Origin of the sequence: Streptomyces sp. NPDC013457, from assembly GCF_043089925.1 — a bacterium.
GTDB lineage: Bacteria > Actinomycetota > Actinomycetes > Streptomycetales > Streptomycetaceae > Streptomyces.
In genome coordinates, this window is sequence record NZ_JBICBL010000011.1 from 1 (window position 1) to 21718 (window position 21718).

The 21718-nt window shown below is 70.9% G+C and carries 21 protein-coding genes and 1 pseudogene; 12 read left to right on the forward strand and 10 right to left on the reverse strand.

Features of this window, described 5'->3' with window-relative positions; translation table 11 throughout:
• The 3 genes and pseudogenes from ACF1G2_RS27320 to ACF1G2_RS27330 form a co-directional block, all read left to right on the forward strand.
• Window positions 1-258, forward strand: a pseudogene (locus tag ACF1G2_RS27320) (cytochrome c biogenesis protein ResB); the annotation flags it as partial.
• Window positions 259-269: 11 nt separating this feature from the next.
• Window positions 270-1355 (forward strand): c-type cytochrome biogenesis protein CcsB, encoded by a 1086-nt coding sequence (gene ccsB, locus ACF1G2_RS27325; RefSeq protein WP_391801075.1) that lies wholly within the window; start codon window positions 270-272, stop codon window positions 1353-1355.
• Window positions 1356-1392: 37 nt separating this feature from the next.
• Window positions 1393-1920, forward strand: a complete 528-nt coding sequence (locus ACF1G2_RS27330) for an SRPBCC domain-containing protein (protein WP_391800830.1) — start codon at window positions 1393-1395, stop codon at window positions 1918-1920.
• Window positions 1921-2404: 484 nt separating this feature from the next.
• On the opposite strand, the gene ACF1G2_RS27335 is transcribed toward ACF1G2_RS27330, so the two are convergent.
• The 6 genes from ACF1G2_RS27335 to ACF1G2_RS27360 all read right to left on the reverse strand — a co-directional run bounded on the left by ACF1G2_RS27335 (window position 2405) and on the right by ACF1G2_RS27360 (window position 10239).
• Window positions 2405-2833 carry a DUF5959 family protein gene (locus tag ACF1G2_RS27335; protein WP_391800831.1) on the reverse strand — a complete coding sequence of 143 codons (429 nt, stop codon included), beginning with the start codon at window positions 2831-2833 and terminating at the stop codon, window positions 2405-2407.
• A gap of 101 nt (window positions 2834-2934) precedes the next feature.
• A complete protein-coding gene (locus tag ACF1G2_RS27340) occupies window positions 2935-4473 on the reverse strand; it encodes a hypothetical protein (protein ID WP_391800832.1) in 1539 nt (512 codons plus the stop codon).
• A gap of 4 nt (window positions 4474-4477) precedes the next feature.
• A complete protein-coding gene (locus tag ACF1G2_RS27345; RefSeq protein WP_391800833.1) occupies window positions 4478-6535 on the reverse strand; it encodes a hypothetical protein in 2058 nt (685 codons plus the stop codon).
• 101 nt (window positions 6536-6636) lie between these two features.
• Window positions 6637-7545, reverse strand: a complete 909-nt coding sequence (locus ACF1G2_RS27350; protein ID WP_391800834.1) for an isopenicillin N synthase family dioxygenase — start codon at window positions 7543-7545, stop codon at window positions 6637-6639.
• A complete protein-coding gene (locus tag ACF1G2_RS27355) occupies window positions 7538-7990 on the reverse strand; it encodes a nucleoside deaminase (RefSeq protein WP_391800835.1) in 453 nt (150 codons plus the stop codon). The genes ACF1G2_RS27350 and ACF1G2_RS27355 overlap by 8 nt, the downstream gene beginning before the upstream one ends.
• A gap of 257 nt (window positions 7991-8247) precedes the next feature.
• Entirely contained in the window at window positions 8248-10239 is a 1992-nt protein-coding gene (locus ACF1G2_RS27360; RefSeq protein ID WP_391800836.1) for a calcium-binding protein, read from the reverse strand.
• 369 nt (window positions 10240-10608) lie between these two features.
• On the opposite strand from ACF1G2_RS27360, the gene ACF1G2_RS27365 reads away from it, so the two are divergent.
• Window positions 10609-11529, forward strand: coding sequence for a DMT family transporter (locus ACF1G2_RS27365; RefSeq protein ID WP_391800837.1), 921 nt, complete (start codon window positions 10609-10611; stop codon window positions 11527-11529).
• Here ACF1G2_RS27365 and ACF1G2_RS27370 read toward each other — a convergent pair.
• Complete coding sequence (locus ACF1G2_RS27370) at window positions 11435-12316, reverse strand: LysR family transcriptional regulator (RefSeq protein ID WP_391800838.1); 882 nt, start codon at window positions 12314-12316, stop codon at window positions 11435-11437. The two genes, ACF1G2_RS27365 and ACF1G2_RS27370, sit on opposite strands and share 95 nt — an antisense overlap.
• Window positions 12316-12702 carry a PLD nuclease N-terminal domain-containing protein gene (locus ACF1G2_RS27375; protein WP_391800839.1) on the reverse strand — a complete coding sequence of 129 codons (387 nt, stop codon included), beginning with the start codon at window positions 12700-12702 and terminating at the stop codon, window positions 12316-12318. Before ACF1G2_RS27375 ends, ACF1G2_RS27370 begins: the two co-directional genes overlap by 1 nt.
• Before the next feature lie 89 nt (window positions 12703-12791).
• On the opposite strand from ACF1G2_RS27375, the gene ACF1G2_RS27380 reads away from it, so the two are divergent.
• Both ACF1G2_RS27380 and mqnP read left to right on the forward strand, forming a co-directional pair.
• Window positions 12792-14243: a menaquinone biosynthesis decarboxylase gene (locus tag ACF1G2_RS27380; RefSeq protein WP_391800840.1), complete on the forward strand. Its 1452-nt coding sequence runs from the start codon at window positions 12792-12794 to the stop codon at window positions 14241-14243.
• Window positions 14240-15142 (forward strand): menaquinone biosynthesis prenyltransferase MqnP, encoded by a 903-nt coding sequence (mqnP, locus tag ACF1G2_RS27385; protein WP_391800841.1) that lies wholly within the window; start codon window positions 14240-14242, stop codon window positions 15140-15142. The genes ACF1G2_RS27380 and mqnP overlap by 4 nt, the downstream gene beginning before the upstream one ends.
• 18 nt (window positions 15143-15160) lie before the next feature.
• Here mqnP and ACF1G2_RS27390 read toward each other — a convergent pair whose 3' ends face one another.
• Window positions 15161-16084 (reverse strand): hypothetical protein, encoded by a 924-nt coding sequence (locus tag ACF1G2_RS27390; RefSeq protein WP_391800842.1) that lies wholly within the window; start codon window positions 16082-16084, stop codon window positions 15161-15163.
• A gap of 376 nt (window positions 16085-16460) precedes the next feature.
• Between ACF1G2_RS27390 and ACF1G2_RS27395 the strand changes: the two genes are divergently transcribed.
• Window positions 16461-17144 carry a UbiX family flavin prenyltransferase gene (locus ACF1G2_RS27395; protein WP_391800843.1) on the forward strand — a complete coding sequence of 228 codons (684 nt, stop codon included), beginning with the start codon at window positions 16461-16463 and terminating at the stop codon, window positions 17142-17144.
• Here the strand turns inward: ACF1G2_RS27395 and ACF1G2_RS27400 are convergent.
• A complete protein-coding gene (locus tag ACF1G2_RS27400) occupies window positions 17141-17278 on the reverse strand; it encodes a hypothetical protein (RefSeq protein WP_391800844.1) in 138 nt (45 codons plus the stop codon). The genes ACF1G2_RS27395 and ACF1G2_RS27400 overlap by 4 nt on opposite strands.
• Window positions 17279-17392: 114 nt before the next feature.
• Here ACF1G2_RS27400 and ACF1G2_RS27405 point away from each other — a divergent pair, with 114 nt between their 5' ends.
• The 5 genes from ACF1G2_RS27405 to ACF1G2_RS27425 all read left to right on the forward strand — a co-directional run bounded on the left by ACF1G2_RS27405 (window position 17393) and on the right by ACF1G2_RS27425 (window position 21668).
• The gene (locus tag ACF1G2_RS27405; protein WP_318104107.1) at window positions 17393-17848 is read left to right on the forward strand and encodes an Lrp/AsnC family transcriptional regulator; all 456 of its coding nucleotides are present in this window, start codon (window positions 17393-17395) and stop codon (window positions 17846-17848) included.
• Between the two features lie 47 nt (window positions 17849-17895).
• A complete protein-coding gene (mqnE, locus tag ACF1G2_RS27410) occupies window positions 17896-19074 on the forward strand; it encodes an aminofutalosine synthase MqnE (protein WP_391800845.1) in 1179 nt (392 codons plus the stop codon).
• A gap of 4 nt (window positions 19075-19078) precedes the next feature.
• Window positions 19079-19603: a GNAT family N-acetyltransferase gene (locus ACF1G2_RS27415; protein ID WP_391800846.1), complete on the forward strand. Its 525-nt coding sequence runs from the start codon at window positions 19079-19081 to the stop codon at window positions 19601-19603.
• Between the two features lie 52 nt (window positions 19604-19655).
• On the forward strand, window positions 19656-19946 hold the full coding sequence (locus ACF1G2_RS27420; RefSeq protein WP_383222707.1) for a DUF4229 domain-containing protein: 291 nt from the start codon (window positions 19656-19658) through the stop codon (window positions 19944-19946).
• A gap of 405 nt (window positions 19947-20351) precedes the next feature.
• Complete coding sequence (locus ACF1G2_RS27425) at window positions 20352-21668, forward strand: dicarboxylate/amino acid:cation symporter (RefSeq protein ID WP_391800847.1); 1317 nt, start codon at window positions 20352-20354, stop codon at window positions 21666-21668.
• Window positions 21669-21718: the final 50 nt, after the last annotated feature.

Here is a 21718-nt window from a genome sequence, read left to right on the forward strand (position 1 = left end):
CGGGTCTGGGTGCGGGCCGTACGGGGGAAGGACGGCGTCACCGTCGTCGAGATGGCGGGCCTCGGCCGGAGCGAGTCCGCCAAGCTCCCCGAGGAGCTGGCCGGACTCGCGGCCACGCTCCACGCACAGGCGCCGACCGCGCCGGAATCCGAGCGGGCCGACGCCGAGCGCCCGGACGCCGAACCGACCGAAGCCGAACCGGCCGAACCCGCAGAACCTGCCGAAGCCGAAGCAGAAGCCGAAGGGGCTGAGAAGTGAATCTCGCCGCCGTGAGTCTCGCCGCCGAGACCAACGAGAGCCTGGCGCGGATGAGCGACATGCTCATCTACTCGTCGATGGCCGTCTACACCCTGGCCTTCTTCGCGCACATCGCCGAGTGGGTGCTGGGCAGCCGGAGCAAGGTCGGCCGCACGGCCGCCGCGCTGACCGCCCAGGCGAAGGCGACCGCTTCCGCCCCGGCCGTCCAGGTCAGGACGGCCGGCGGAGGCACCGCCGTGCTCGACAAGCCCACCGTCGTCACCCGGTCGGGCGCGGGCGCCCGCGACGTCCCCGACGGTCCCGGCGCGGCCGGCGGCACGGTCAAGGGCGATCTGTACGGCCGTATCGCCGTCTCGCTGACCGCGCTCGCGTTCCTCGTCGAGGCGTCGGGCGTGATCGCCCGGGCGCTCGCCGTGCAGCGGGCGCCGTGGGGCAACATGTACGAGTTCTCCACCACCTTCTCCACCGTGGCGGTCGGCGCGTACCTCGGCTTCCTCGTCGCCAGGAAGAACGTGCGCTGGCTCGGCCTGCCGCTGGTCACCACGGTCCTGCTCGACCTGGGCATGGCCACCACCTGGCTGAAGACCCCCAGCGACCAGCTGGTCCCCGCGCTGGACTCGTACTGGCTGTGGATCCACGTCTCCACCGCCATCTTCTGCGGCGCGGTCTTCTACCTCGGCGCGGTCGCCACCCTGCTGTACCTCTTCCGCGACTCGTACGAGAACAAGCTCGCGACCGGCGGCAACCCGGGCTCCTTCGCCCGCTCCGTCCTGGAGCGGCTGCCGTCGGCGGCCTCCCTCGACAAGTTCTCCTACCGGGTGAACGCGGCGATCTTCCCGCTGTGGACCTTCACGATCATCGCCGGAGCGATCTGGGCCGGCGACGCGTGGGGCCGCTACTGGGGCTGGGACGCCAAGGAGGTCTGGTCCTTCATCACGTGGGTCGGTTACGCGGCGTACCTGCACGCGCGGGCGACGGCGGGATGGAAGGGCCGCAAGGCCGCGTACATCGCGCTCATCGCCTTCGGTTGCTTCCTCTTCAACTACTACGGCGTCAACATCTTCGTGAGCAGCAAGCACTCGTACGCGGGCGTCTGAGCTGGCACGGCGCCCGCCCCGGCGTGACGCTTGAGGTATGAGCGAGATCCCCCGGGGCAGGTGCGAGACCCATGACGGCAACCTCCATCACCTGCGGTACGTGATCGACCTGCCCCATCCGGTGGTGCGGGTCTGGGTGGCCGTCGCGACGCCGGAGGGGCTGCCGCAGTGGCTCTGTGCGGCGGATCCGCTGGAGCCGAGGCTCGGCGGAGCGGTGACGCTGCGCTGGCTGAACGGTGACACGGAGGTCTCCGGGCAGGTGACGGCCTGGGACCCGGAGTACGTGGCCGAGTACACGGTCGGCCCGTCGCACGGCCGGATCCGGTTCCATCTGGAACCGGCCGGGAGCGGCGGGGCGACCGTTCTGCGTTTCACCAACGAGTTCCGGGCGACGCACGAAGAGAAGCTGGACGTCATGGCGGGGTGGCACGACCACTTCGAGCGGCTGTCGGAGGCGCTGGAGGGCAGGCCCACGGACTGGCGCGCGTGGTCGCCCGAGCGCTGGCAGCATCTGCGCGAGCTGTACGTACGGGACGACGCGCCGTGGCCCAAGTGGGAGCCGTGAGCGGCCCGCGGTGACCCGGCGTCCGGCCCGCGGTGACCCGGCGTCCGGCCCGCGGTGACCCGGCGTCCGGCCCGCGGTGACCCGGCGTCCGGCAGCCGTTCACCGCCGGTCACCGTGGGGTGTCGAGACCGTCCTCCCGGACCCGTGACGCCAGGTCGATCTTGGCCTGGGCACGCCGAACGCGAGCAAGGCCCCGGGGACCGGCGTCGTCCAGGCCACGGGCGGCAACTGTCTGACCCTGCGCTGGCAGGATCGCGGCTCCAACCACTGGGAGATGGTCGAGATGGGCACCGGCCAGTGCCTGCTCGACACCGCGCAGCCAGGAGGTGCTCGGTGCCTGTGGCGGCGTCGGCGAGCCCTGGCCCTCGCTGTGGACCCCGAGGCCGCCGGGTACCAGGCCGTACCCGGCGGCCCCCGCCTCCGACGGCACGTACCCGGCGGCACCCGCCTCCGGCCCGCGCCGGAAGCGCTGGACGGGCCGGGGTCAGTCCGTCCAGGTCTCCCGTATCCGGGCGAGCCGTGCGCGGTGGTCGGCGATCCAGTCGTCGGCCGGCTCCAGCAGGACCCGGGCGGTCGCCCGTGAGCCCGCGCGGTCGGCGACGGAGACGCGGATCATCCCCTCGGCGAGCTCGGGGTCGTCGACGTCGACGTGGAGTTCGGTCGCCCGCTTGTCCTTCCGCCAGGCGATGTTCTCGCCCCTGGCGAGCGCGGCCAGGCTCTCCTCCCAGGTGGTGAGGTCGTCGGGGAAGATCCAGGTCTTCAGCGTCCCCGTGAGGAACTTCGTGCGGACGACGAACTCGCCGACCAGCACCGGTACTTCCGGATATCCGCCGAACTCACGGCCCGTCACTCGGACCGCCACGGTCCCGCCGCCGTCGGTGAGGCGGACGAGGTCGATCGGCTCGGCTTCCATGTGCGCTTCCCCCTGCGTGCGTGGACGGGTCGCGAATGTACCCCGCCGGCCCGTCCGGTCCCGCACCTCCCGGCCGGCCTCAGGCCGGCCGCCCTCTGCCTCTACCCCCTCCTAGGCGGCAGGCAGTCCTTCGCCGGGGGCCTGCCCTCGGGCCAGGCGATCTGGACGAACCTCTGCGAGCCGTCCTGGGCCAGTTCCACGATCGGGACCGCCTTGTTGAACGGGTTGCCGAAGTTGTCCAGGCAGATCCAGCCGCTCGCGCCGTCGACCCGGAGCGAGCCCTTCACCTGCGGCCACTGGGTGACCACGTCCGCCGCCTCCGGGAACTGTGCGCCCTGCGGGGTCGCCTGGCGGATCGCGTGGACCGCCGTCGCCATCGCGTCGTACGCCACGATCGCCTGGCCGTCCGCGAGCGGGACCGGCTTCGTCGTGGCCTTCGTGACGTCCGCGAGGAACGTCTCGTACGCGGCCGTCGAACCGCCCGTGCTCGGCACCGGGCGTCCGGGAGCCGGCTTCCAGGCGTCGGGGTGCGCGAGCGAGGCGTAGCGGACGGTCAGTCTCGCCTTCAGCGCGGCCCGGTTGAGCTTGGTGTCCCCGCCGAGGTACGAGCCCTCGTCACCGGTCAGGATCGTGAACGGGCGCTCGGCGCAACCCCGCGCGCCGAGGGCGTTGATGAACTGCCGCAGCTGGGTGTGGCGGCCGGCGAAGAAGACCGTCTCCGCCCTCGTGTCGCAGATCAGATGAGTGATCTGGCGGAAGGTGTTCGCCGTGGTGCCCTCCTCCGTCGGGTCCGCGGGTGAGGTGAAGAGCTGCGGCTCGTACGGGGCGCCCTTGAGGGAGGACGTGAAGGCCGCCTTCAGGGTGTCCGTGTAGTGGTCGCCGGTCCGGGTGTCCTGGACGAGCAGCGCCTTCGCCCCCTCGACCTTCCCGAAGTGGGCCAGCGCCTTGGCCTCGTCGCCGTTGGTGGGGGAGACGCGGGCGAGGCCGGGGTAGCGGTTCTTGCCGGCGCCGGGGCCGTTGGCGATGTCGTCGGCGGTGATCGTGGTGCCGACGACGGCGATGCCCGCGTCCGTCAGGGCCGTCACCGCCTCCCGTATCTCGGTCGAGGAGGTGGCGACTCCGCTGACCGCCCGCAGCCGGTCGGGGCCGTCCGTCATCGCCTTCAGCCGGTCGACGGTCGTCCGCCAGTGAGCGTTGCCCTTACCGGTGTTGGCCAGGACGAGCCTGATCTTCGGGGTCTCGTTGTTGGACTCGTGGTTGGCCCGGTACTGGCGGGCGTAGGCGCCGACGACCTCGTGCAGCACCTTCACCCGTAAGCCGCTGTCCGTCGAGGTGAGCGGCAGCAGCAGGGCGACCGTCGCGTACTCGTCGTACTTCAGCGCGCGGTTCTCGTCGCGGATCCGTCCGGCGATCTCGGTCAGCGCCGGGACGCCGAAGTCGAAGCCGTCGCCGTTGACGCCGACGCACTCGGTGCTGCCCGCCGGCCGCTCCACTCCGGCGGCGCAGGAACGGTCCTCCGGGGTGGTGGCGCGGTCGATCGCGTACCCGGCCAGGGAGCCGACGACGGCGAGGGCGACCGCGGACGTGAGGATCTTCTGCCGGGTGGTGTACCAGAGCCGGTAGCGCAGCGGGCTGACCATGGCCTCAGACTCCGTTCTCCGCACCGGGCGGGAGCGAGAGCCCCCGCCACGCGCGGATGTCCCTCGGCCAGTGGGTGGCCGCGTCCCAGAGCGGACTGTTCCCCGTCCGATGGCGGCCGGAGAGCTGGCGCAGCTCGTGCGCCAGCTTGTCGGTCACGTCCTCGTCGGGCAGCGCGAGCGGATCGGTGAGCAGCCATACGGCGTGCAGCAACCGCCGCAGACTCAAGTGGAGTTCGACGGTGTCGTCGTCGTACGCGGTGGGCATGGTCTCGCCGGACTCCCGGCCGAGCGCGATCGCCCGCCGCGGGTCGGGACCGGTGCGGCCCCTGTCGTACGGGTACGGCGCCGAGGCGATGAACCGCAGCCTGCCCAGCCAGTCGAGGACGTCCGCGTCGGGGAAGGTGACCCGCAGGTGGGTCACGGCGTCGTCGGTGCGCCCGAGCGCCAGTTCCTGGTGCAGCAGGTACGGGACGGGCCCGGTGGCGTAGTGCCGGTGCAGGGTCTCGTGGACGGCCCGCCAGGTCGCGTACTCCTCCCCGTCCTCGTAGCGCAGCCGGTGCAGGAGCAGGGCGCGCAGCAGCGGGTCGGCGACGAAGTGCTCGGGGCCCTCCGGCCAGTCCTCGGCGCGCAGGAGGTCCCGGACGCGCAACGCGGTGTCGCCTTCGAGGGACTCGCCGCGCAGCCGGGTCCGGGCGAGCAGCCGTGCCGACTCCTCGTCGTGGGCGGCGGCGAGCACGGCGAAGGGGCCGTGCCGCAGGCCAGGCAGGAGTTCTTCGAGCAGGGTGGGGGCGACCGGCACGGGGGCGCTGTCCTCGCGCAGTTCCACCGTGAGGTCGAGCAGGGCGCCGGGGGTCAGCGAGGGCTTCCGGGCGGCGGGCACCTCGCCCGCGGTCCGGCCGAGCAGGACCACGCCGAGCGGACGTCCGCCGGTGAGCCGGTGGACGGCCCGGGCCAGTTCGGCAGGGGTCCGGCCCGCCGGGTCGAAGCGGTCGAAGGCGCTCTGGGTCTGGGCGGGCGACAGCGGGGGCAGTTCGACGGCGAGGATGCCGGACGTGACGTCCGGGCCGCGCGGGCAGGGCGCGCGGTGCGCGGTCTCGGGCAGTCGCAGCCGGGCCGCGTGCCGGATGCCGTCGTGGTCGCGGACGCGGGAGGTGGCGATGACGACGACCCGGTCGCGTCGGCCGCCGGCACGCGCCCGCAGAATCGGTTCGACCAGCCGCCGGCCGAGCGGCTCGTGGGCGTTGTCGAGGAGGAGGACGGGCCGGCCGCGGCGGGCGCCGCGGTTGGCGAGGCCGGTGAAGGCGCGGACCAGGTCCTCGACGAGCGCGCCGACGAGGAAGTCCTCGGCCTCGCGGCGGCGCCGGCCGCCCTGCTCGAAGTCCATCGCGAGCTGCTGGAGCCCGGCCTGGCCGCGGCCGCCCGCGTTGCGATAGCTCCCGTACCAGCTTTCGGCCTTCTGCTGGAAGCGGCCGAACACCTCTTCAAGGACGGTTTCCACGGTCGCCTCGGCGAGCAGCCCGGCCATCGGCGCGCCGGCCTCGGCGAACTTGGCGGCGAGTTTGGTGAGGACCTTGGTGACCCAGTTGGCGGCGGCACCCTTGGTGGCGTCGACGGTCGCGAGGACCGGTCCGAGCCGCTGGAGATCGCGCCGGGCCCGCTCGTCGTCCTCCTGCGACCAGCTGATGGACGCGACGGCGACCAGCCCGAGCGAGAGGCGCGGGAACTGCACGGGCCGCGCCGCGAGCACCCGCGGCGCCAGCTGTACGGCGAGCTCGGCGAGCGCCCCGGTGAGCGGGTTCCAGCCGGGGCCGTGGTCGGCGGGCGGTTCGATGTGCGCGCAGTCGAGCAGGGCGAGCGGGGTGGCCGCCTTGTAGGCGTTGCGGATCTGCTTGAGCAGCGCCGTCTTGCCCATGCCCCGGCCGCCGGTGAAGACGGTGACGGGCGGGTCGTCGCCGTGTTCGTACGCGGTACGGTCGTAGCGGTGCGGGGACAGTCCGACGAGCCGCGCGGCGAGTCCGGAATCCTGGAAGACCGCCTCGCGGCCGTACAGCTCTCTGTCCACGTGTCGTTACCCCCGTCACGCCACTTGTCTCAGCCAACTCCAGGATATCGACGACGTGTTGGGAAAGCGGCAGGCTTTTCGACTCTGTTGCGCAGGTGTTGTCACTCCGTGGCGATCGCGTCGAGCTGGGCCCGGAGGTAGGCGTGGGACTCGATCCCGTGGATGGTGGTCCCGGGGTCGCACTCGTAGAAGTACACGAGCGACATCAGCTCCTCGGCGGGAACGTCGGCGGGCGGCGGAAGCACCCGGTGCCGGCCGGAACGCCAGCGGCCTCCGGTCCAGCCGGCCATCACGTCACCGATGTTGACCGTGAACGCGTCGGGGTCGAAGGGCGCGTCCTGCCAGCCGTGGGCGTCGGTGTGGACCTGGAGTCCGCCCCGGCCGGCCTGCCGGTCGAGGAGGGTCACCGTACCGAAGTCGGTGTGCGGCCCGATCCGGAACTGGCCGGGTTCCGGCTCGCCCGTGCGCTCCCGCCCCGGGTACCAGTTGATGTTGAAGCCGAACGTGGGGTGGCCGGTGTGCCGGGTGAAGAAGTCCCGCTCCTCGCCGAGGGCGATGCCGAGCAGATCGAGGACGCGGTCCGAGAGCGCCCGCATCTCCGTGAGGTACGCCTGGACGAGCGGCTTCAGCTCCGGCACCTCGGCGGGCCAGGTGTTCGGCAGGAACCACTCGGCGTCCACGGCCGGGTCGCCGGTCGGCTCGTCCGCCGCGAAGGAGAGCGACTCCTTGAGGTCGGGCGGGGTGACCGTGCCCTCGGCGTACCCGTTCGCCTCCGCGCCCGGCCCGAGCCATCCCCGTCCGCCGACCCGCACGGCGTACGGTTCCTTCGCGGCGGCCGGGAGGTGGAAGAACCGCCGGGAGACGTCCCGGATCGCGGCCCGCAGGCCGGGGTCGACCCCGTGCCCGGTGACCAGCAGGAACCCGGCCTCGCGCAGGGCGCGGTCGACGGCGGGAAGCTGCGGGGCGGGGTCGCGGCCGAGGTCGATGGTGGGGAGCCGGGCTTCACTCATGACCGATGTCCTCGTTCCAGAGGTCGGGGTGGGTGCGGACGAACTCCCGCATGAGCGCGGTGCATTCGGGGTCATCGAGAACGAGAACGTCGACCCCGTGCCCGGCCAGCCAGTCGTGTCCGCCGTGGAACGTCTCCGCCTCCCCGACGACGACCCGGGAGATCCCGAACTGCCGCACGAGACCGGAGCAGTACCAGCAGGGGGAGAGGGTCGTCACCATGGTCGTCCCGCGGTACGACCGCTGCCGGCCGGCCGCCCGGAACGCGGCGGTCTCCGCGTGCAGCGACGGGTCCCCGTCCTGAACGCGCCGGTTCCGCCCCCGCCCGAGGAGCGTCCCGTCGGCCGCGTAGAGGGCGGCGCCGATGGGGATGCCCCCTTCGGCCAGCCCGGCGCGCGCTTCGGCGAGGGCGGTGCCGAGCCAGGCGTGGGCCTGTCGCTTGTCCATGGACGTGACTCTTCCCCGGAGCGGGCGGGCTGTCACACCCGCTGTCGAGTCTCATCCGTCGGGAGTGGATCGACGACGAACGTGCCCTTGCCGTGAACGGTGAGGATCAGTCCACGCTCGCGCAGGACCCGGGCCGTGCCTGGAGCGGCCGTACGTGCAACCCGTGCGACGGAGCGCGCCGGGGGTGAGCGCCGAGGGGGGCGATGCCGAGCTTCACACTGGCGAGCCCAGGCAGGCACCGCCCCCGCCCGGGGGCGCTACGGGCAGTTGTAGCGGTAGTCGTTCGCGTCGGTGGTGCACGTGTCGATGCCGGCCCCGCCGTCCACGGCGTCGTTGGCGCCGACGCCGTCCTGGGAGTTGAGGTTGTCGTTGCCGCCCTCGCCGGCGAGCCAGTCGTTGCCGCCCTGTCCGAACAGCCGGTCCGTGCCGGTGCCGCCGCTGATGTAGTCGTTGCCGGCGCCGCCGTAGATCGTGTCGTTGCCGCCGTGGCCGTAGACGGTGTCGTTGCCGCTGAGTGCGCAGATCACGTCGCCGGCGGAGGTGCCGTTGATCGTCTCGGTGGCGCTGGTGCCGACGATGGTGCAGCCGCGGGCGTTGTTGACGGTGGTGGAGAAGTTGGCGTTGTTGTTGGCCTGGTTGGGGTCCTGCTGGACCGACCCGACCGCCACCCAGTCCGTCAGCGTGCCGGTCGCGCGCGGCTCGGCGACGACGGTGACGGTGGCGGAGGCGCCGGGGGCGATGTTCCCGAGGCTGCAGTTCATGGTGGTCGGGCTGACCGTGCAGGGACCGCCCTGGCTGGGCGTCGCGGACAGGATCGTCCCGGACCCGCCGGTCAGCGTGTCGGAGATCGAGACCCCCGCGGTCGTGGTGGTGCTGTGGTTGGTCACCCGGATCGTGTACGTGGCGGCGTCGCCGAGACTGATGGTCGCGGGGCCGGTCTTGGTCACCGAGACGTCGACGGTGGGCGGGGGTTCGCTGCCTCCGCCGCCGAGGTAGCGCGCCAGGGCGCGGTCGGAGGCGGCGTCGCCGGCGCTGCCGACGGAGCCTGCGGCGACGATCCTTCCGTCGCCCTGCACGGCCACCGATGCGGCATTGTCCTGGGCGGTGCCGAAGTCGGTCGTCACCCGCCCGTCGCCGCCGAAGTCGGTGTCAAGGCTGCCGCCGGTGTTGTAGCGCACCAGCGCGAAGTCTCCGGCGTACTGGCCGGCGGCGACGATCCGGCCGTCGGACTGCAGTGCCACGCCCTGGACGAAGAGGCTCTCCGGTCCGAAGGAGGTCGTCACCGTGCCGTCGCCGTCGAAGGTGGGGTCGAGCGCGCCGGTCGTGCTGAACCGCGCCACGGCGAACGCGTTGCCGACCCCGCCGGCGTTGCCGGCCGCGACGATCCGGCCGTCGGGCTGCAGGACGACGTCACTGACCCCGGCCCCGAAGCCGGAGGTCAGCCGTCCGTCGCCGTCGAAGGCGGTGTCCAGGCTGCCGTCGGTGTTGTAGCGATGCAGGGTGAAACCGGGAGCGTTGCGGTGTCCGGCGGCGATGATCTTGTTGTCGGACTGGAGTGCCAGGCTCGAGACCGCCCCGGGGTCGGTGGCGATGATGCCGTCGCCGTCGAAGGTGGTGTCCGGAGTGCCGTCGGCGTTGTAGCGGACCAGCGCCCACCGGTCGAAGCTGCCCCCGCCCGCGACGATCTTGCCGTCGGACTGCACGACGACCGCCAGGGCGGTCTCGATCGCGCTGGGGTCGATCTCGGTGACGACCTTGCCGCCCTCGCCGAAGGTCGTGTCCAGACTTCCGTCCGGGTTGTACCGGGCCGCCGTCCACGCGCCGTTGCCGGAGAAGTTGGCCGTGCCGCCGACGGCGACGATCTTGCCGTCGGGCTGCAACGCGAGGGCTCGGCCCTCGTCGTTGCCGCTGTCCTGGAAGTCGGTGGTGACGATGCCGTCCCCGTCGAACGTGGTGTCCAGGCTGCCGTCCGCGTTGTGGCGCAGCACGACGAAGTCGCTGGACGTCGCGTCGAAGGAGGCCGTCCCCACCGAGACGATCTTGCCGTCCGGCTGGATGACCACGCCTCCGCCGCTCTCGTAGCCGGACACGTCCGTGACGACCCTGCCGTCCCCGTCGAAGCTCGGATCCAGGTCGCCCGGCGCGGCCGCCGCGACGCCCGGCAGGCTCAGGACGAGGGACAGGGCGAGGCCGGTGACGAGTGCCGCGGCCCCCCGTGGGCGTCCGCGACCGCGATTGATGGTGGACATACCGCTCACTCTCCGCATGGGGCCGCCCGGAGCCGGCCACTGTCAGTGACGGAGCACAGCTTCGGGCGACCACCGGCGGCGCAGGGGGTGCGGCTCGCCGCACTGGACCCACTGGGCGAGGCGATCCCACTCAGGTGAGTGACCGGACTCCCGACGCGGGCGGAGCCGCTCGGCCAGGAACGCGAGGATCTCGGCGCGCGCCCGCACGGTCGGGTGGCCGTCCCGGTCGACGGGCGGCATGGGTGACGATTGCGCGGGATCGCGCTTGCGGCCCTCGCCGCCCGTCATCGGCTTCGCCGATGACCCCATCGGCAGGACGCCCCAGTGGCTCGTGGACCGGGTTGCGCCCTGCTTCGTAGCGTCGTCGGCATGAGAAACGAGACCAGGGGCACCCTCGAACTGACCCTCGCCATGGTGCTCTCCGGCACCCTCGGCATCTTCGTCGTCGAGTCCGGGGCGGAGCCCTTCGACGTGGTGTTCTTCCGGTGCCTCTTCGGGGCCGTCGCGCTCGGCGCGTACAGCCTGGCGCGGGGGTACTTCACCGGGCACGGGTTCACGCCGCGGAAGCTCGGACTCGCCGCGCTCGGCGGGGTGTTCATCGTCTTCAACTGGGTGCTTCTCTTCGAGGCGTACGAGGCGACCTCGATCTCCTTCGCCACCGTCGTCTACCACACCCAGCCGTTCTTCCTCGTGGTCCTCGGCGTCGTCCTCTTCCGGGAGCGGATCACCGCCGCCAAGTTCGGCTGGCTCGGGGTCGCCTTCGTCGGGCTCGTGCTCGTCTCCGGCATACGGCCCGGGGACACCGCCTCCCTCAAGGGGCTCGGGCTCGCCCTCGCCGCCGCCGTGCTCTACGCCCTCTCGACCGTCGTCACCAAGCGGATCACCGGCGTCCGGCCGCATCTCATCGCCCTCGTGCAGGTCCTGGTCGGGCTTCCCCTGCTGCTGCCCTTCGTCGACATGGGCGGCATGAAGGGCATAGGCGCCGGGTGGGCCTGGCTCGTCGGGCTCGGGCTCATTCACACCGGGCTCATGTACGTCCTCATGTACGCCGCCTACCAGAAGCTGCCCACCGCCAAGATCGCCGTGCTCGCCTTCACCTACCCCGCCGTCGCGATGTTCGCCGACTGGGCCGTGTACGGGCACCACATCGGGCTCGTCCAGGCGCTCGGTGTTCCGCTGATCGTGCTCGCCAGCCTCAGGGTGACTCTTGCACCAGCCGCCGCGCCTGCTCCACGAACAGCCGCACATGTGCCGGCAGCCGCTTCCCCCTCCGCCACGCGATCTGCGTGAAGAGGGTGAAGGGGGCCTTCCACGGCAACTCCGTCAGCGTCCCCGTCGCCAGTTCCTCCGCCACCGTGACCCTCGGAAGCAGCGCGATGCCCAGGCCGCCCGCCACGCCCCGCTTCGTCGCCTCCAGCGTGCCGAACTCCATGAACGGCGGCGACCACTCCCGTAGCTCGCGCTCGAACAGGTCGCGGTACGGACAGCCCGGCTCCGTCCCCATCAGCTGGGACTTCGCCACCTCCGCCGACGTCAGGGTCGTACGGGCCGCCAGCGCGTGGCGTGGACTCGCCACCAAGGACAGTGGCTCCTCCGCCAGGACTGCGCTCTCCAGGCCCGCGTGTTCCGTCTCGGGCTCCATCAGGAAACCGATGTCGTACGTCCCCTGGCGCAGCGCCTGCCGCGTCTCGTCGCCGAGCGTCGGGCGCAGCGACAACCGGACCTTCGGGTAGCGGTGGTGGAAGAGCTCCAGGAGCGGAGGCAGACGGTACGACGTCAGCGACTCCATCGTGCCGATCGCGATGGGGCCCGATGGTTCGTCCGTCTCCGTCACCGCCGTCCTTGCTTCCTCGGTCAGCTCGATGATCCGGCGGGCGTACGGAACCAGGCGCTCGCCCGCCTCCGTCAGACGGATACGGCTGCCCAGCCGTTCGAAGAGCTCCACGCCGAGCGAGGACTCCAGGGCACGGATCTGGCCGGTGACGCTGGACTGGGCGTAGCGGAGCTCGGTCGCGGCGCGGGTGAAGGAGAGGACGGTGGCGACCTTCTCGAAGGTGACCAGGAGCCGGAGCTCCATCAACCGTCGTTCTCCCTGGCCTCGCCGCCCTGCTCCCGCTTCCTCAGCTCCTCCTCGCGGCGGCGCAGGTCCGCCTCCCAGTCCTTGAGGGCGGTCTCGTCCTGCTTGTTCTCGTCCTGCTTGCTCTCGTCCTTGAGGGACTTGAGGAACTCGGGATTGTCGTCGGGCGCGACCCACGAGCCCGACGCCGCGCCCCGGGCGGCCGCGCGGCGCTTCTTGCCCGCGGCGAACCAGACGACCGGGCCGACGATCCAGAAGAGCAGGATGATGATGACCCAGACGACCTTGGGCAGGTGCTTCGCCTCGTCCTCGGGGGTGTTGAGACAGTCGATGAAGGCGTAGATCGTCAGCGCCAGCGGCAGGATGAACATCAGCGCCCTGAGCATGTGGGACAGCCCCCTGGATCCAGTGGCGGGGTTCGTTTCGTCGGCCCCGGTGACAGGTCAAGCGTAGCCGGTGGCCGATACTGGGCCCCATGGCTTACGACGATCTCCGCTCGCTGCTCAGGGCGCTGGAGCGCGAGGGCGACCTCAAGCGCATCAAGGCCGAAGTCGATCCGTACCTGGAGGTCGGGGAGATCGTCGACCGGGTGAACAAGGCGGGAGGCCCGGCGCTCCTCTTCGAGAACGTCAAGGGCTCCGCCATGCCGCTCGCGATGAACGTCTTCGGCACGGACCGCCGGCTGCTCAAGGCCCTCGGCCTGAAGTCGTACGGCGAGATCAGCGAGAAGATCGGCGGACTGCTCAAGCCGGAGCTCCCGCAGGGCTTCGTCGGCGTGCGCGAGGCGTTCGGCAAGCTCGGCTCGATGGTCCACGTGCCGCCGAAGAAGGTGAAGGACGCTCCCGTCCAGGAGGTCGTCCTCACCGGGGACGACGTCGACCTCGACGAGCTCCCCGCGCTCTTCACCTGGCCCAAGGACGGCGGATCCTTCTTCAACCTGGGGCTCACCCACACCAAGCACCCGGAGACCGGGGTCCGCAACCTCGGGCTCTACCGCCTGCAGCGCCACGACAAGCGCACCATCGGCATGCACTGGCAGATCCACAAGGACAGCCGGAACCACTACGCGGTGGCCGCGGAGCGGGGCGAGCGGCTGCCCGTCGCGATCGCCTTCGGCTGCCCGCCCGCCGTGACGTACGCGTCGACGGCCCCGCTGCCGGGTGACATCGACGAGTACCTGTTCGCGGGGTTCGTGCAGGGCAAGCGGATCGAGATGGTCGACTGCAAGACCGTGCCGCTCCAGGTGCCGGCGCAGGCCGAGGTCGTCATCGAGGGCTGGCTGGAGCCGGGAGAGATGCTGCCGGAGGGCCCCTTCGGCGACCACACCGGTTTCTACACGCCGCAGGAGCCCTTCCCGGCGCTGAAGATCGACTGCGTGACGATGCGGAAGCGTCCGCTGCTCCAGTCGATCGTGGTCGGCCGGCCGCCGACGGAGGACGGTCCGCTGGGGCGGGCGACGGAGCGTTTCTTCCTGCCGCTCCTCAAGATCATCGTGCCGGACATCGTGGACTACCACCTGCCCGAGTCGGGCGGCTTCCACAACTGCGCCATCGTCTCGATCGACAAGAAGTACCCGAAGCACGCGCAGAAGGTCATGCACGCCATCTGGGGCGCGCACATGATGTCGCTGACCAAGCTGATCATCGTGGTGGACAAGGACTGCGACGTGCACGATCTGCACGAGGTCTCCTGGCGGGCGCTCGGGAACACCGACTACTCCCGTGACCTGACGGTCGTCGAGGGGCCCGTGGACCACCTGGACCACGCCTCGTACCAGCAGTTCTGGGGCGGCAAGGCGGGCATCGACGCCACGAAGAAGCTTCCCGAGGAGGGCTACACCCGGGACGGCGGCTGGCCGGACATGGTGGAGTCGGACCCGGCGACGGCCGCCCTGGTGGACCGCCGCTGGAAGGAGTACGGCCTGTGACCACCGCGGCCGTACCCGGCGCCGAGCCGGGCCGTACGAAGGCCTTCCTTCGGCTCGTGATGATCGAGCACTCGGTCTTCGCGCTGCCCTTCGCCTACATCGCCTCGCTGACCGCGATGTTCCAGCTCGACCGGAACATCCACTGGGGGAAGCTGCTCCTCGTCACCGTCTGCATGGTGGGGCTGCGGACCTTCGCGATGGCCTGCAACCGGATCATCGACCGCGAGATCGACGCCCGTAACCCGCGGACGGCCGGCCGTGAGCTGGTGACCGGGGCGGTGTCGGTCCGGTCGGCGTGGACGGGCGCCGGCATCGCCGTCGTCGTCTTCCTCGGGGCCGCGGCGCTGCTCAACCCGCTCTGCCTGGCCCTCGCGCCGCTCGCCGTGGTGCCGATGGTGGTCTACCCGTACGGCAAGCGGTTCACCAACTTCCCGCACGCGATCCTCGGTATCGCCCAGGCCATAGGGCCGATCGGCGCCTGGCTCGCGGTGACCGGGGAGTGGTCCTGGGACGCGGTGATCCTCGGCTTCGCGGTCGGGATCTGGATCGGCGGCTTCGACCTGATCTTCGCCTGCCAGGACGTCCAGGCCGACCGCGCCCAGGGCGTCATGTCGGTTCCCGCCCGCTTCGGCGTCCCGGCGGCGCTCTGGGGCGCCCGCGCCTCGGCGGTCGTGACGACGGGTCTGCTGGTCTGGTACGCGCTGGCCACCGACGCCGGTCTGTTCTTCTGGATCGGCCTCGTGATCGTGATCGCGGCGTTCTGCTACGAGCACACGATCGTGAAGCCGCACGACCTGTCCCGGCTGAACCGCGCGTTCTTCACGACGAACGGCTTCATCGGCATCTCGCTGTTCCTGTGCGCCCTGATCGACCTGGTGGCGCGCGGCCTGACCGTCTGACGGCCTGGCGCCAGGCCGTCAGTCGATCTCGAAGCGCGGCCGGACCGGTCCGGCCGGCCGCGCGGGCGGCGCCGCGGCCGGAGCGGCGACCTCGGCCTCGGGCTCGCCCATCTGGCGGAAGCCGCCCAACGGGTTGCTCCAGCTGTCGGTGCTGCTGTCCGAGTCGTAGTCCGAGTTCGACCCGACGTCCGCGGTGATGTTCTCGCCCTTGCGCGGGGCGCCGCTCCTGTCGTTCCGCCGCTTGATGGAGTCCTGCAGGGTGTTCGGGTTCTCCAGGAGCGGGAGACCGAGGCCGGGCGCGGGCTCGCCCGTGGCGGCCTGGAAGACCGAGCGGGCGAAGGTCGTGCAGTTGAACGTGGCCAGGTTGTAGGCGTGGCCCTCGTTCGCCCGGATGTACTCCCGGGCCCTGTTGTACTGCTCCTCCGTCAGCTCGGCGGTGAGCCGGGACGTCGAGCTGTCCGGGCTGTCGTGGTTCCTCTTGACCTGACCCTTCACCGACCGGAAGGGCTTGTCGCGGGCGACCTCCTCGGCGGGGAAGAAGCCGTACGACTTCCAGGTCTCCTGCCCGCCCTCCTCCTTGTAGAGGGCGACCCAGGCATGCCCGAAGGCGAGGTTCCCCCAGTAGTCGAGGTGGTGGCTGCGGCTGTTCTTCGCCGTCTGGATCTGGATTCGGTACCGCGACCCGCCGGCCTGGGTCTGGCCGCCCTGCGTCCCGCCGCCCGGATCGCTCCCGTTCTCCACCCGCTGGACCGTGTGCTGCCGGCCGAGCGCGCGGACCGCCGCCGCGTTCCCGACGGTGCGCTGCAGCGCGTGGACGTGGGCGGGCGTGAGGTGCTGGGGCTGCCCGGGGAGGTGGAGGCGGTCCCGGGCTTCGGGCGCCCGCTGCTCGCGCCCCTGGCCGGGCGCGGACTCGGCCGCTCCGCGGTCTCGTCGAGTGAACATGGCCGCTCCGGAAGGCGTGACGTGAGGACGTGCGCGTCCGCAGTCTCCCGGCGACGCGTCCGGCCGGTCCAGGCCCCCGAGGGCAGAGCCGGGTGCACCGCGGGGCGGCTCCGGGGCGGCCCCGGCGGGGCGGTTACCCGGCGCCGGCGGGGGCGGTTACCCGGCGCCTGCGCGGTGGCTGTCCGGTCGTTGGCCGACGAGCCGCGTCCCTCCGAGGCGCGGCCCCCGGGGCGGCTCCGGCTGCTTCCGCTCGTCCGTCGGAGAGCGGCGTGTGCTCTACCGGCCGGACGACGTGACGATCACGGTGTACGTGGTCAAGGCCGGCAGGGCGGCCTGAGGGGGCGGTGGCTCCACGCCGCCGGATAGGCTCGGCGACGTGGAGCCGGTAGAGGAAGAGCAGCGTCGTCCCTGGGTGGTCGGGGTGTCCGGGGCGTCGGGGACCCCGTACGCCGCCGCCGTTCTGCGGGGGTTGCTGGCAGCGGGGGAGAGTGTCGACCTGGTCGTCTCGCGGGCGTCGCGGCTGACGCTGCTCGACGAGACGGGGATCGCCTTCCGGGACGCGCACTGGCGCGAGGACCTGGCGGCGTGGCTGGCGCGGGGCGCCGACGGGAAGCCGGGGACGTTCGCGCCCGGCATCGACGACGTGCGGTACTGGGCGGCCGGGGATCTGGCCGCCGGGCCGAGCAGCGGCTCGTACCCCGTGAAGGGAATGCTCATCGTGCCGGCGTCGACCGCCTCGGTGGCGGGCGTGGCGCTGGGGCTTTCGAAGGACCTGCTGCAGCGGGCGGCGAGCGTGACGCTCAAGGAGCGGCGGCCGCTGGTGGTCGCGGTGCGGGAGACCCCGCTGAACGGACAGACGCTGAAGCACCTGGTGGCGCTGGACGAGGCGGGCGCCGTGGTGCTGCCCGCCTCTCCGGCGTTCTACGCGGGGGCGACGCACATCCAGGATCTGGTGGACTTCGTCGCCGGGCGGGTGCTCGACGCGGCAGGGGTGCCGCACCGGCTGTACCGCCGTTGGGAGGGAGAGCTCGGTGCTGCTGCGAGCCCCCGTAACGACTAGCGCTTCTTCGCGGCGCGCTTCTTCTCGGCGCGGCGGAAGGCGGACGGACGGTGGGCACGCGAGCGGTCGGCCATCTCCTGCAGCTCACGCATGCGGGCATGGGCCATCTCGATCGTGTACACGGTGAACACCACTCCTGAAAGATCGTCTTTGTTCAATTGAAAGATTCACAGGGCGTCGACCCCTGTGTACCTTAGATTCTATACCTAAACTCGCGGTATCGCTGGACAATGGAAGGCTTCATACCTATGGACGCCGTGGACAGGCAGCTCATCCAGGCTCTGCGCGAGAACGGCAGGGCTTCGTACGCCGAACTCGGCCGGCTCGTCGGGCTCTCCGGCCCCTCCGTCACCGACCGCATCAACCGCCTGGAGGCGGCAGGCGTCATCACCGGCTACCGCGCGACGGTCGACGCCGCCTCGCTCGGCCTCGGCGTGACCGCCCTCATCGGCATCTCCCTCTCCGACGCCGCCGACCACGAGGACGTGGCCCGCCGTCTGAAGGACCTCGCCGAGATCGAGGACTGCTGGTTCATCGCCGGCGACGACTCGTACATGCTCAAGGTGCGGGTCGACGACGTCGACGGACTGGAGAAGACCATCCGCCGCCTCTCCGGCACCAAGGGCGTCTCCCGCACCCGCACGACGATCGTGCTCTCCACCAAGTGGGAGAACCGGGTCGGGGATCTGCCCGAAGAGGGCTGAGAGTACGGTGGGTGGAGCCTGAATCGTCAGACATGGGAGGCGGCCGCATGACTGCATCTATCAAAGATGTGGGTCTCAAGCGCGAGCTGGAGCAGAAGGTCCGTTCCGGAGAGCGGCTGAGCCGCGAGGACGGCATCGCTCTGTACGAGTCCGACGACCTGGCCTGGCTCGGCGGCCTGGCCCACGAGGTCCGGACCCGCAAGAACGGTGACGTCGTCCACTTCAACGTCAACCGCCACCTCAACATGACGAACGTGTGCACCGCGTCCTGCGCGTACTGCTCGTTCCAGCGCAAGCCGGGCGAGAAGGACGCGTACACGATGCGCATCGAGGAGGCCGTCCGCCTCGCCAAGGCGATGGAGAACGAGAACCTCACCGAGCTGCACATCGTCAACGGGCTCCACCCCAACCTGCCCTGGCGCTACTACCCGCGCTCGCTCTCCGAGCTGAAGAAGGCGCTGCCGAACGTCTCGCTCAAGGCGTTCACCGCCACCGAGATCCACCACTTCGAGACCATCTCGGGCATGTCGGCCTCCGACATCCTCGACGAGCTGATCGAGGCCGGCCTGGAGTCCCTCACCGGCGGCGGCGCGGAGATCTTCGACTGGGAGGTCCGCCAGCACATCGTGGACCACCGCACCCACTGGGAGGACTGGTCCCGGATCCACCGCCTGGCCCACTCGAAGGGTCTGAAGACCCCCAGCACGATGCTGTACGGGCACATCGAGGAGCCCCGGCACCGCGTCGACCACGTGCTGCGGCTGCGTGAACTCCAGGACGAGACGAACGGCTTCCAGGTCTTCATCCCGCTGCGCTACCAGCACGACTTCGTCGACATGCAGGACGGCAAGGTCCGCAACAAGCTCCAGGCGCGCACCACGATGGCGACGGGCGCGGAGGCGCTGAAGACCTTCGCGGTCTCCCGACTCCTCTTCGACAACGTGCCGCACGTCAAGGTCTTCTGGGTCATGCACGGCGTGCAGACCGCCCAGCTCGCGCTCCAGCACGGCGCCGACGACATGGACGGCTCGGTCGTCGAGTACAAGATCACGCACGACGCCGACAACTACGGCACGCCGAACAAGCTGGGCCGCGAGGACCTGCTGGAGCTGATCCGCGACGCCGGCTTCCGCCCGGTGGAGCGCAACACGCGGTACGAGATCATCCGCGAGTACCCGGGACCGGACGCCGACCGCCGCGAGTCCCCCCAGCCGATGCGGGTCTGACGCCGTGAGCCTCACGTTCGAACTCGACCCCGAGGTCACCCCCGCGCTGCGCGACGGCGTCCTGCGTCTCTGGACCGACGTCTCCAACGCGGGCGGTGCCGTCGGCTTCGTCCCGCCGGTCACCCGGGACGAGGTCAGGCCCGAGCTGCTCAAGCACCTCGTCGCGATGACCGAGGGCCGGATGCGGCTCGTCGTCGGGTACGAGGAGGACGGCACCGTCGCCGCCACCACCTTCGTCGCGTACAACACGCACCGGCTGATGCGGCACTGGGTCTGGCTCTACACCGTCATGGTCCACCCCTCCCACCAGGGCAAGGGGTACGGCCGCGACCTGATGGCCGCCGTCGAGGACGCGGTCCGCGGCTTCGAGGGGATCGACGCGATACGGCTCAGCTGTCGCGGCGGCACCGGCGCCGACCGCTTCTACGGCTCCTGCGGTTACAAGGAGGTCGGGCGGGTGCCCGGCGCCATCCGGGTGGCCGAGGGCGACGACCGTGACGACATTTTCATGCTGCTCCCCCTGAACTGATCCAATTCGGGCCGTGCTTCACTGGACGGGCAATCGAGAGAAAGGGGCCGTCGTGGCCGCGAACGGGACGGGCGCTGCGACCCTCCGCTACACCCTCATGCGACTCGGCGTCTTCGTCGGCTGCTTCTTCGCCCTCTGGGGGCTCGTCTACGTCGGCGTGCTGCCGCGCGGCCTCGGCGACTCCAACCTGCTCTGGGTGCTGCTCCTCGCCATCGTGATCTCCGCGCCGCTCAGCTTCGTGCTGCTGCGCGGACAGCGGGACGCGATGTCCGCGCAGATCGTGGCCAAGGTGGACCGGGCCAAGGGCCGCCTGGCGGAGAACCGGTCGCGCGAGGACGCGTAAGCCGGAGACGCGGGACACGCGTAAGGACGCGTGAGCCGGAGGCCAGGGCGTGTAAGTCCTGGGTAAGTTTCATCACAGCACAAACACCCCGATCAGGAACTTCGAAGGCTCCTGACCGGGGTGTTCTGCGTTTCGGAGGCGGAGAGGGCTCTCGGCATCTCAAAGAAGGTCTTTGAGGTTCTCAAAGTTCAAGTGTTAACGTACCTGCCATGACGACAGCACTGCGCCTCCTCGATGCCGCGAGCACCCCGCTCGTGGCGCGCCTGCATGTCGATCTGTGCCGCTGTATGTCCGCGGTCTGTTGCCGCGAGCTCTGACCCCGGCATCATGCGGCGGTACCGCAGAAACGCGTGTGTACCGCACCCCCGTCCCCGTATTTCCGATACGCACCGCTGGAGTGTGTCTGTGTCCGCGTCCGCGTCCACGCCCGAGACGAAGTCCCCGGCTTCCTCCCGAATACCCAAGATCCCCTTCTGGGCCCAGATCGTCGCCGGTCTCGCGCTCGGCGTCCTGCTCGGCTGGCTCGCCCGCAGCCAGGACGTCAGCTGGCTGAAGGAGACCCTCGGCCAGGTCGGCGACATCTTCGTCCAGCTCCTGAAGCTGGCCGTCGCCCCGCTCGTCTTCTTCGCGATCCTGGTGTCGATCACCAACCTCCGCAAGGTCAACAACGCCGCCCGGCTGGCCGCCCAGACCCTGGTCTGGTTCATGATCACCTCGCTGATCGCGGTCGGCATCGGCCTCGCGATCGGCCTGCTCACCAACCCGGGCGCCGGCACCGGCCTCACCCCGCAGGACGGCGAACTGCCGAAGCGTGAGGGCACCTGGATCGACTTCCTGACCGGGATCATCCCGTCCGATGTCATCACGCCGTTCACCGAGCTGAACGTCCTTCAGATCGTCTTCATGGCCGCCGTCGCCGGCGTCGCCGCGCTGAAGCTCGGTGACCGCGCCAAGCCGATCCTCGCCCTCTCCGAGTCGGTCCTGGAGCTCCTCCAGAAGGCCCTGTGGTGGGTCATCCGCCTCGCCCCCATCGGCACCGTCGGCCTCATCGGCTTCGCCATCGCCGACTACGGCTGGGAGCTGATCGGCAAGTACGCGACCTTCACCGCCGACGTCTACATCGGTTCGGCCCTCGTGATGTTCGGCGTCTACCCGCTGCTGCTCGCGACGGTCGCCAAGGTCAACCCGGTCCAGTTCTTCAAGGGCGCCTGGCCGGCCATCCAGCTGGCCTTCGTCTCCCGCTCCTCGGTCGGCACCATGCCGGTCACCCAGAAGGTCACCGAGCGCCTCGGCGTCCCGAAGGAGTACGCCTCCTTCGCCGTCCCGTTCGGCGCCACGACCAAGATGGACGGCTGCGCCGCGATCTACCCGGCGCTCGCCGCGATCTTCATCGCGCAGATCTTCGACGTGCAGCTGGGCATCCAGGACTACCTGCTGATCGCCTTCGTCTCGGTCGTCGGCTCCGCGGCCACCGCGGGCCTCACCGGCGCGACGGTCATGCTGACCCTGACCCTCTCCACGCTGGGCCTCCCGCTGGAGGGCGTGGGCCTGCTGATGGCGATCGACCCGATCCTGGACATGATGAGGACGGCGACGAACGTCGCAGGCCAAGCTGTCACGCCGGTGATCGTGGCTGCGCGGGAGAACATCCTCGACCGCGACGCCTACAACTCCGCGTCCTCTTCCCCGATCGAGGACCGCGAGCCGGCTCTCGCCGCGTAACGCTCAGGCCTACAGCCGCCGTCGATGCCCTTGCCCCGAACGCGGGGGCA

What these genes read in the sequence shown, in the direction of transcription:
- ACF1G2_RS27340 (WP_391800832.1), bottom strand. Translation starts at nt 4,473, where the DNA reads ATGGTCAGCCCGCTGCGCTACCGGCTCTGGTACACCACCCGGCAGAAG.
- ACF1G2_RS27370 (WP_391800838.1), bottom strand. Translation starts at nt 12,316, where the DNA reads ATGGAGCTCCGGCTCCTGGTCACCTTCGAGAAGGTCGCCACCGTCCTC.
- ACF1G2_RS27350 (WP_391800834.1), bottom strand. Translation starts at nt 7,545, where the DNA reads ATGAGTGAAGCCCGGCTCCCCACCATCGACCTCGGCCGCGACCCCGCC.
- mqnE (WP_391800845.1), top strand. Translation starts at nt 17,896, where the DNA reads ATGACTGCATCTATCAAAGATGTGGGTCTCAAGCGCGAGCTGGAGCAG.
- ACF1G2_RS27335 (WP_391800831.1), bottom strand. Translation starts at nt 2,833, where the DNA reads ATGGAAGCCGAGCCGATCGACCTCGTCCGCCTCACCGACGGCGGCGGG.
- ACF1G2_RS27355 (WP_391800835.1), bottom strand. Translation starts at nt 7,990, where the DNA reads ATGGACAAGCGACAGGCCCACGCCTGGCTCGGCACCGCCCTCGCCGAA.
- ACF1G2_RS27375 (WP_391800839.1), bottom strand. Translation starts at nt 12,702, where the DNA reads ATGCTCAGGGCGCTGATGTTCATCCTGCCGCTGGCGCTGACGATCTAC.
- ACF1G2_RS27365 (WP_391800837.1), top strand. Translation starts at nt 10,609, where the DNA reads ATGAGAAACGAGACCAGGGGCACCCTCGAACTGACCCTCGCCATGGTG.
- ACF1G2_RS27360 (WP_391800836.1), bottom strand. Translation starts at nt 10,239, where the DNA reads ATGTCCACCATCAATCGCGGTCGCGGACGCCCACGGGGGGCCGCGGCA.
- ACF1G2_RS27405 (WP_318104107.1), top strand. Translation starts at nt 17,393, where the DNA reads ATGGACGCCGTGGACAGGCAGCTCATCCAGGCTCTGCGCGAGAACGGC.
- ACF1G2_RS27330 (WP_391800830.1), top strand. Translation starts at nt 1,393, where the DNA reads ATGAGCGAGATCCCCCGGGGCAGGTGCGAGACCCATGACGGCAACCTC.
- ACF1G2_RS27390 (WP_391800842.1), bottom strand. Translation starts at nt 16,084, where the DNA reads ATGTTCACTCGACGAGACCGCGGAGCGGCCGAGTCCGCGCCCGGCCAG.
- ACF1G2_RS27380 (WP_391800840.1), top strand. Translation starts at nt 12,792, where the DNA reads ATGGCTTACGACGATCTCCGCTCGCTGCTCAGGGCGCTGGAGCGCGAG.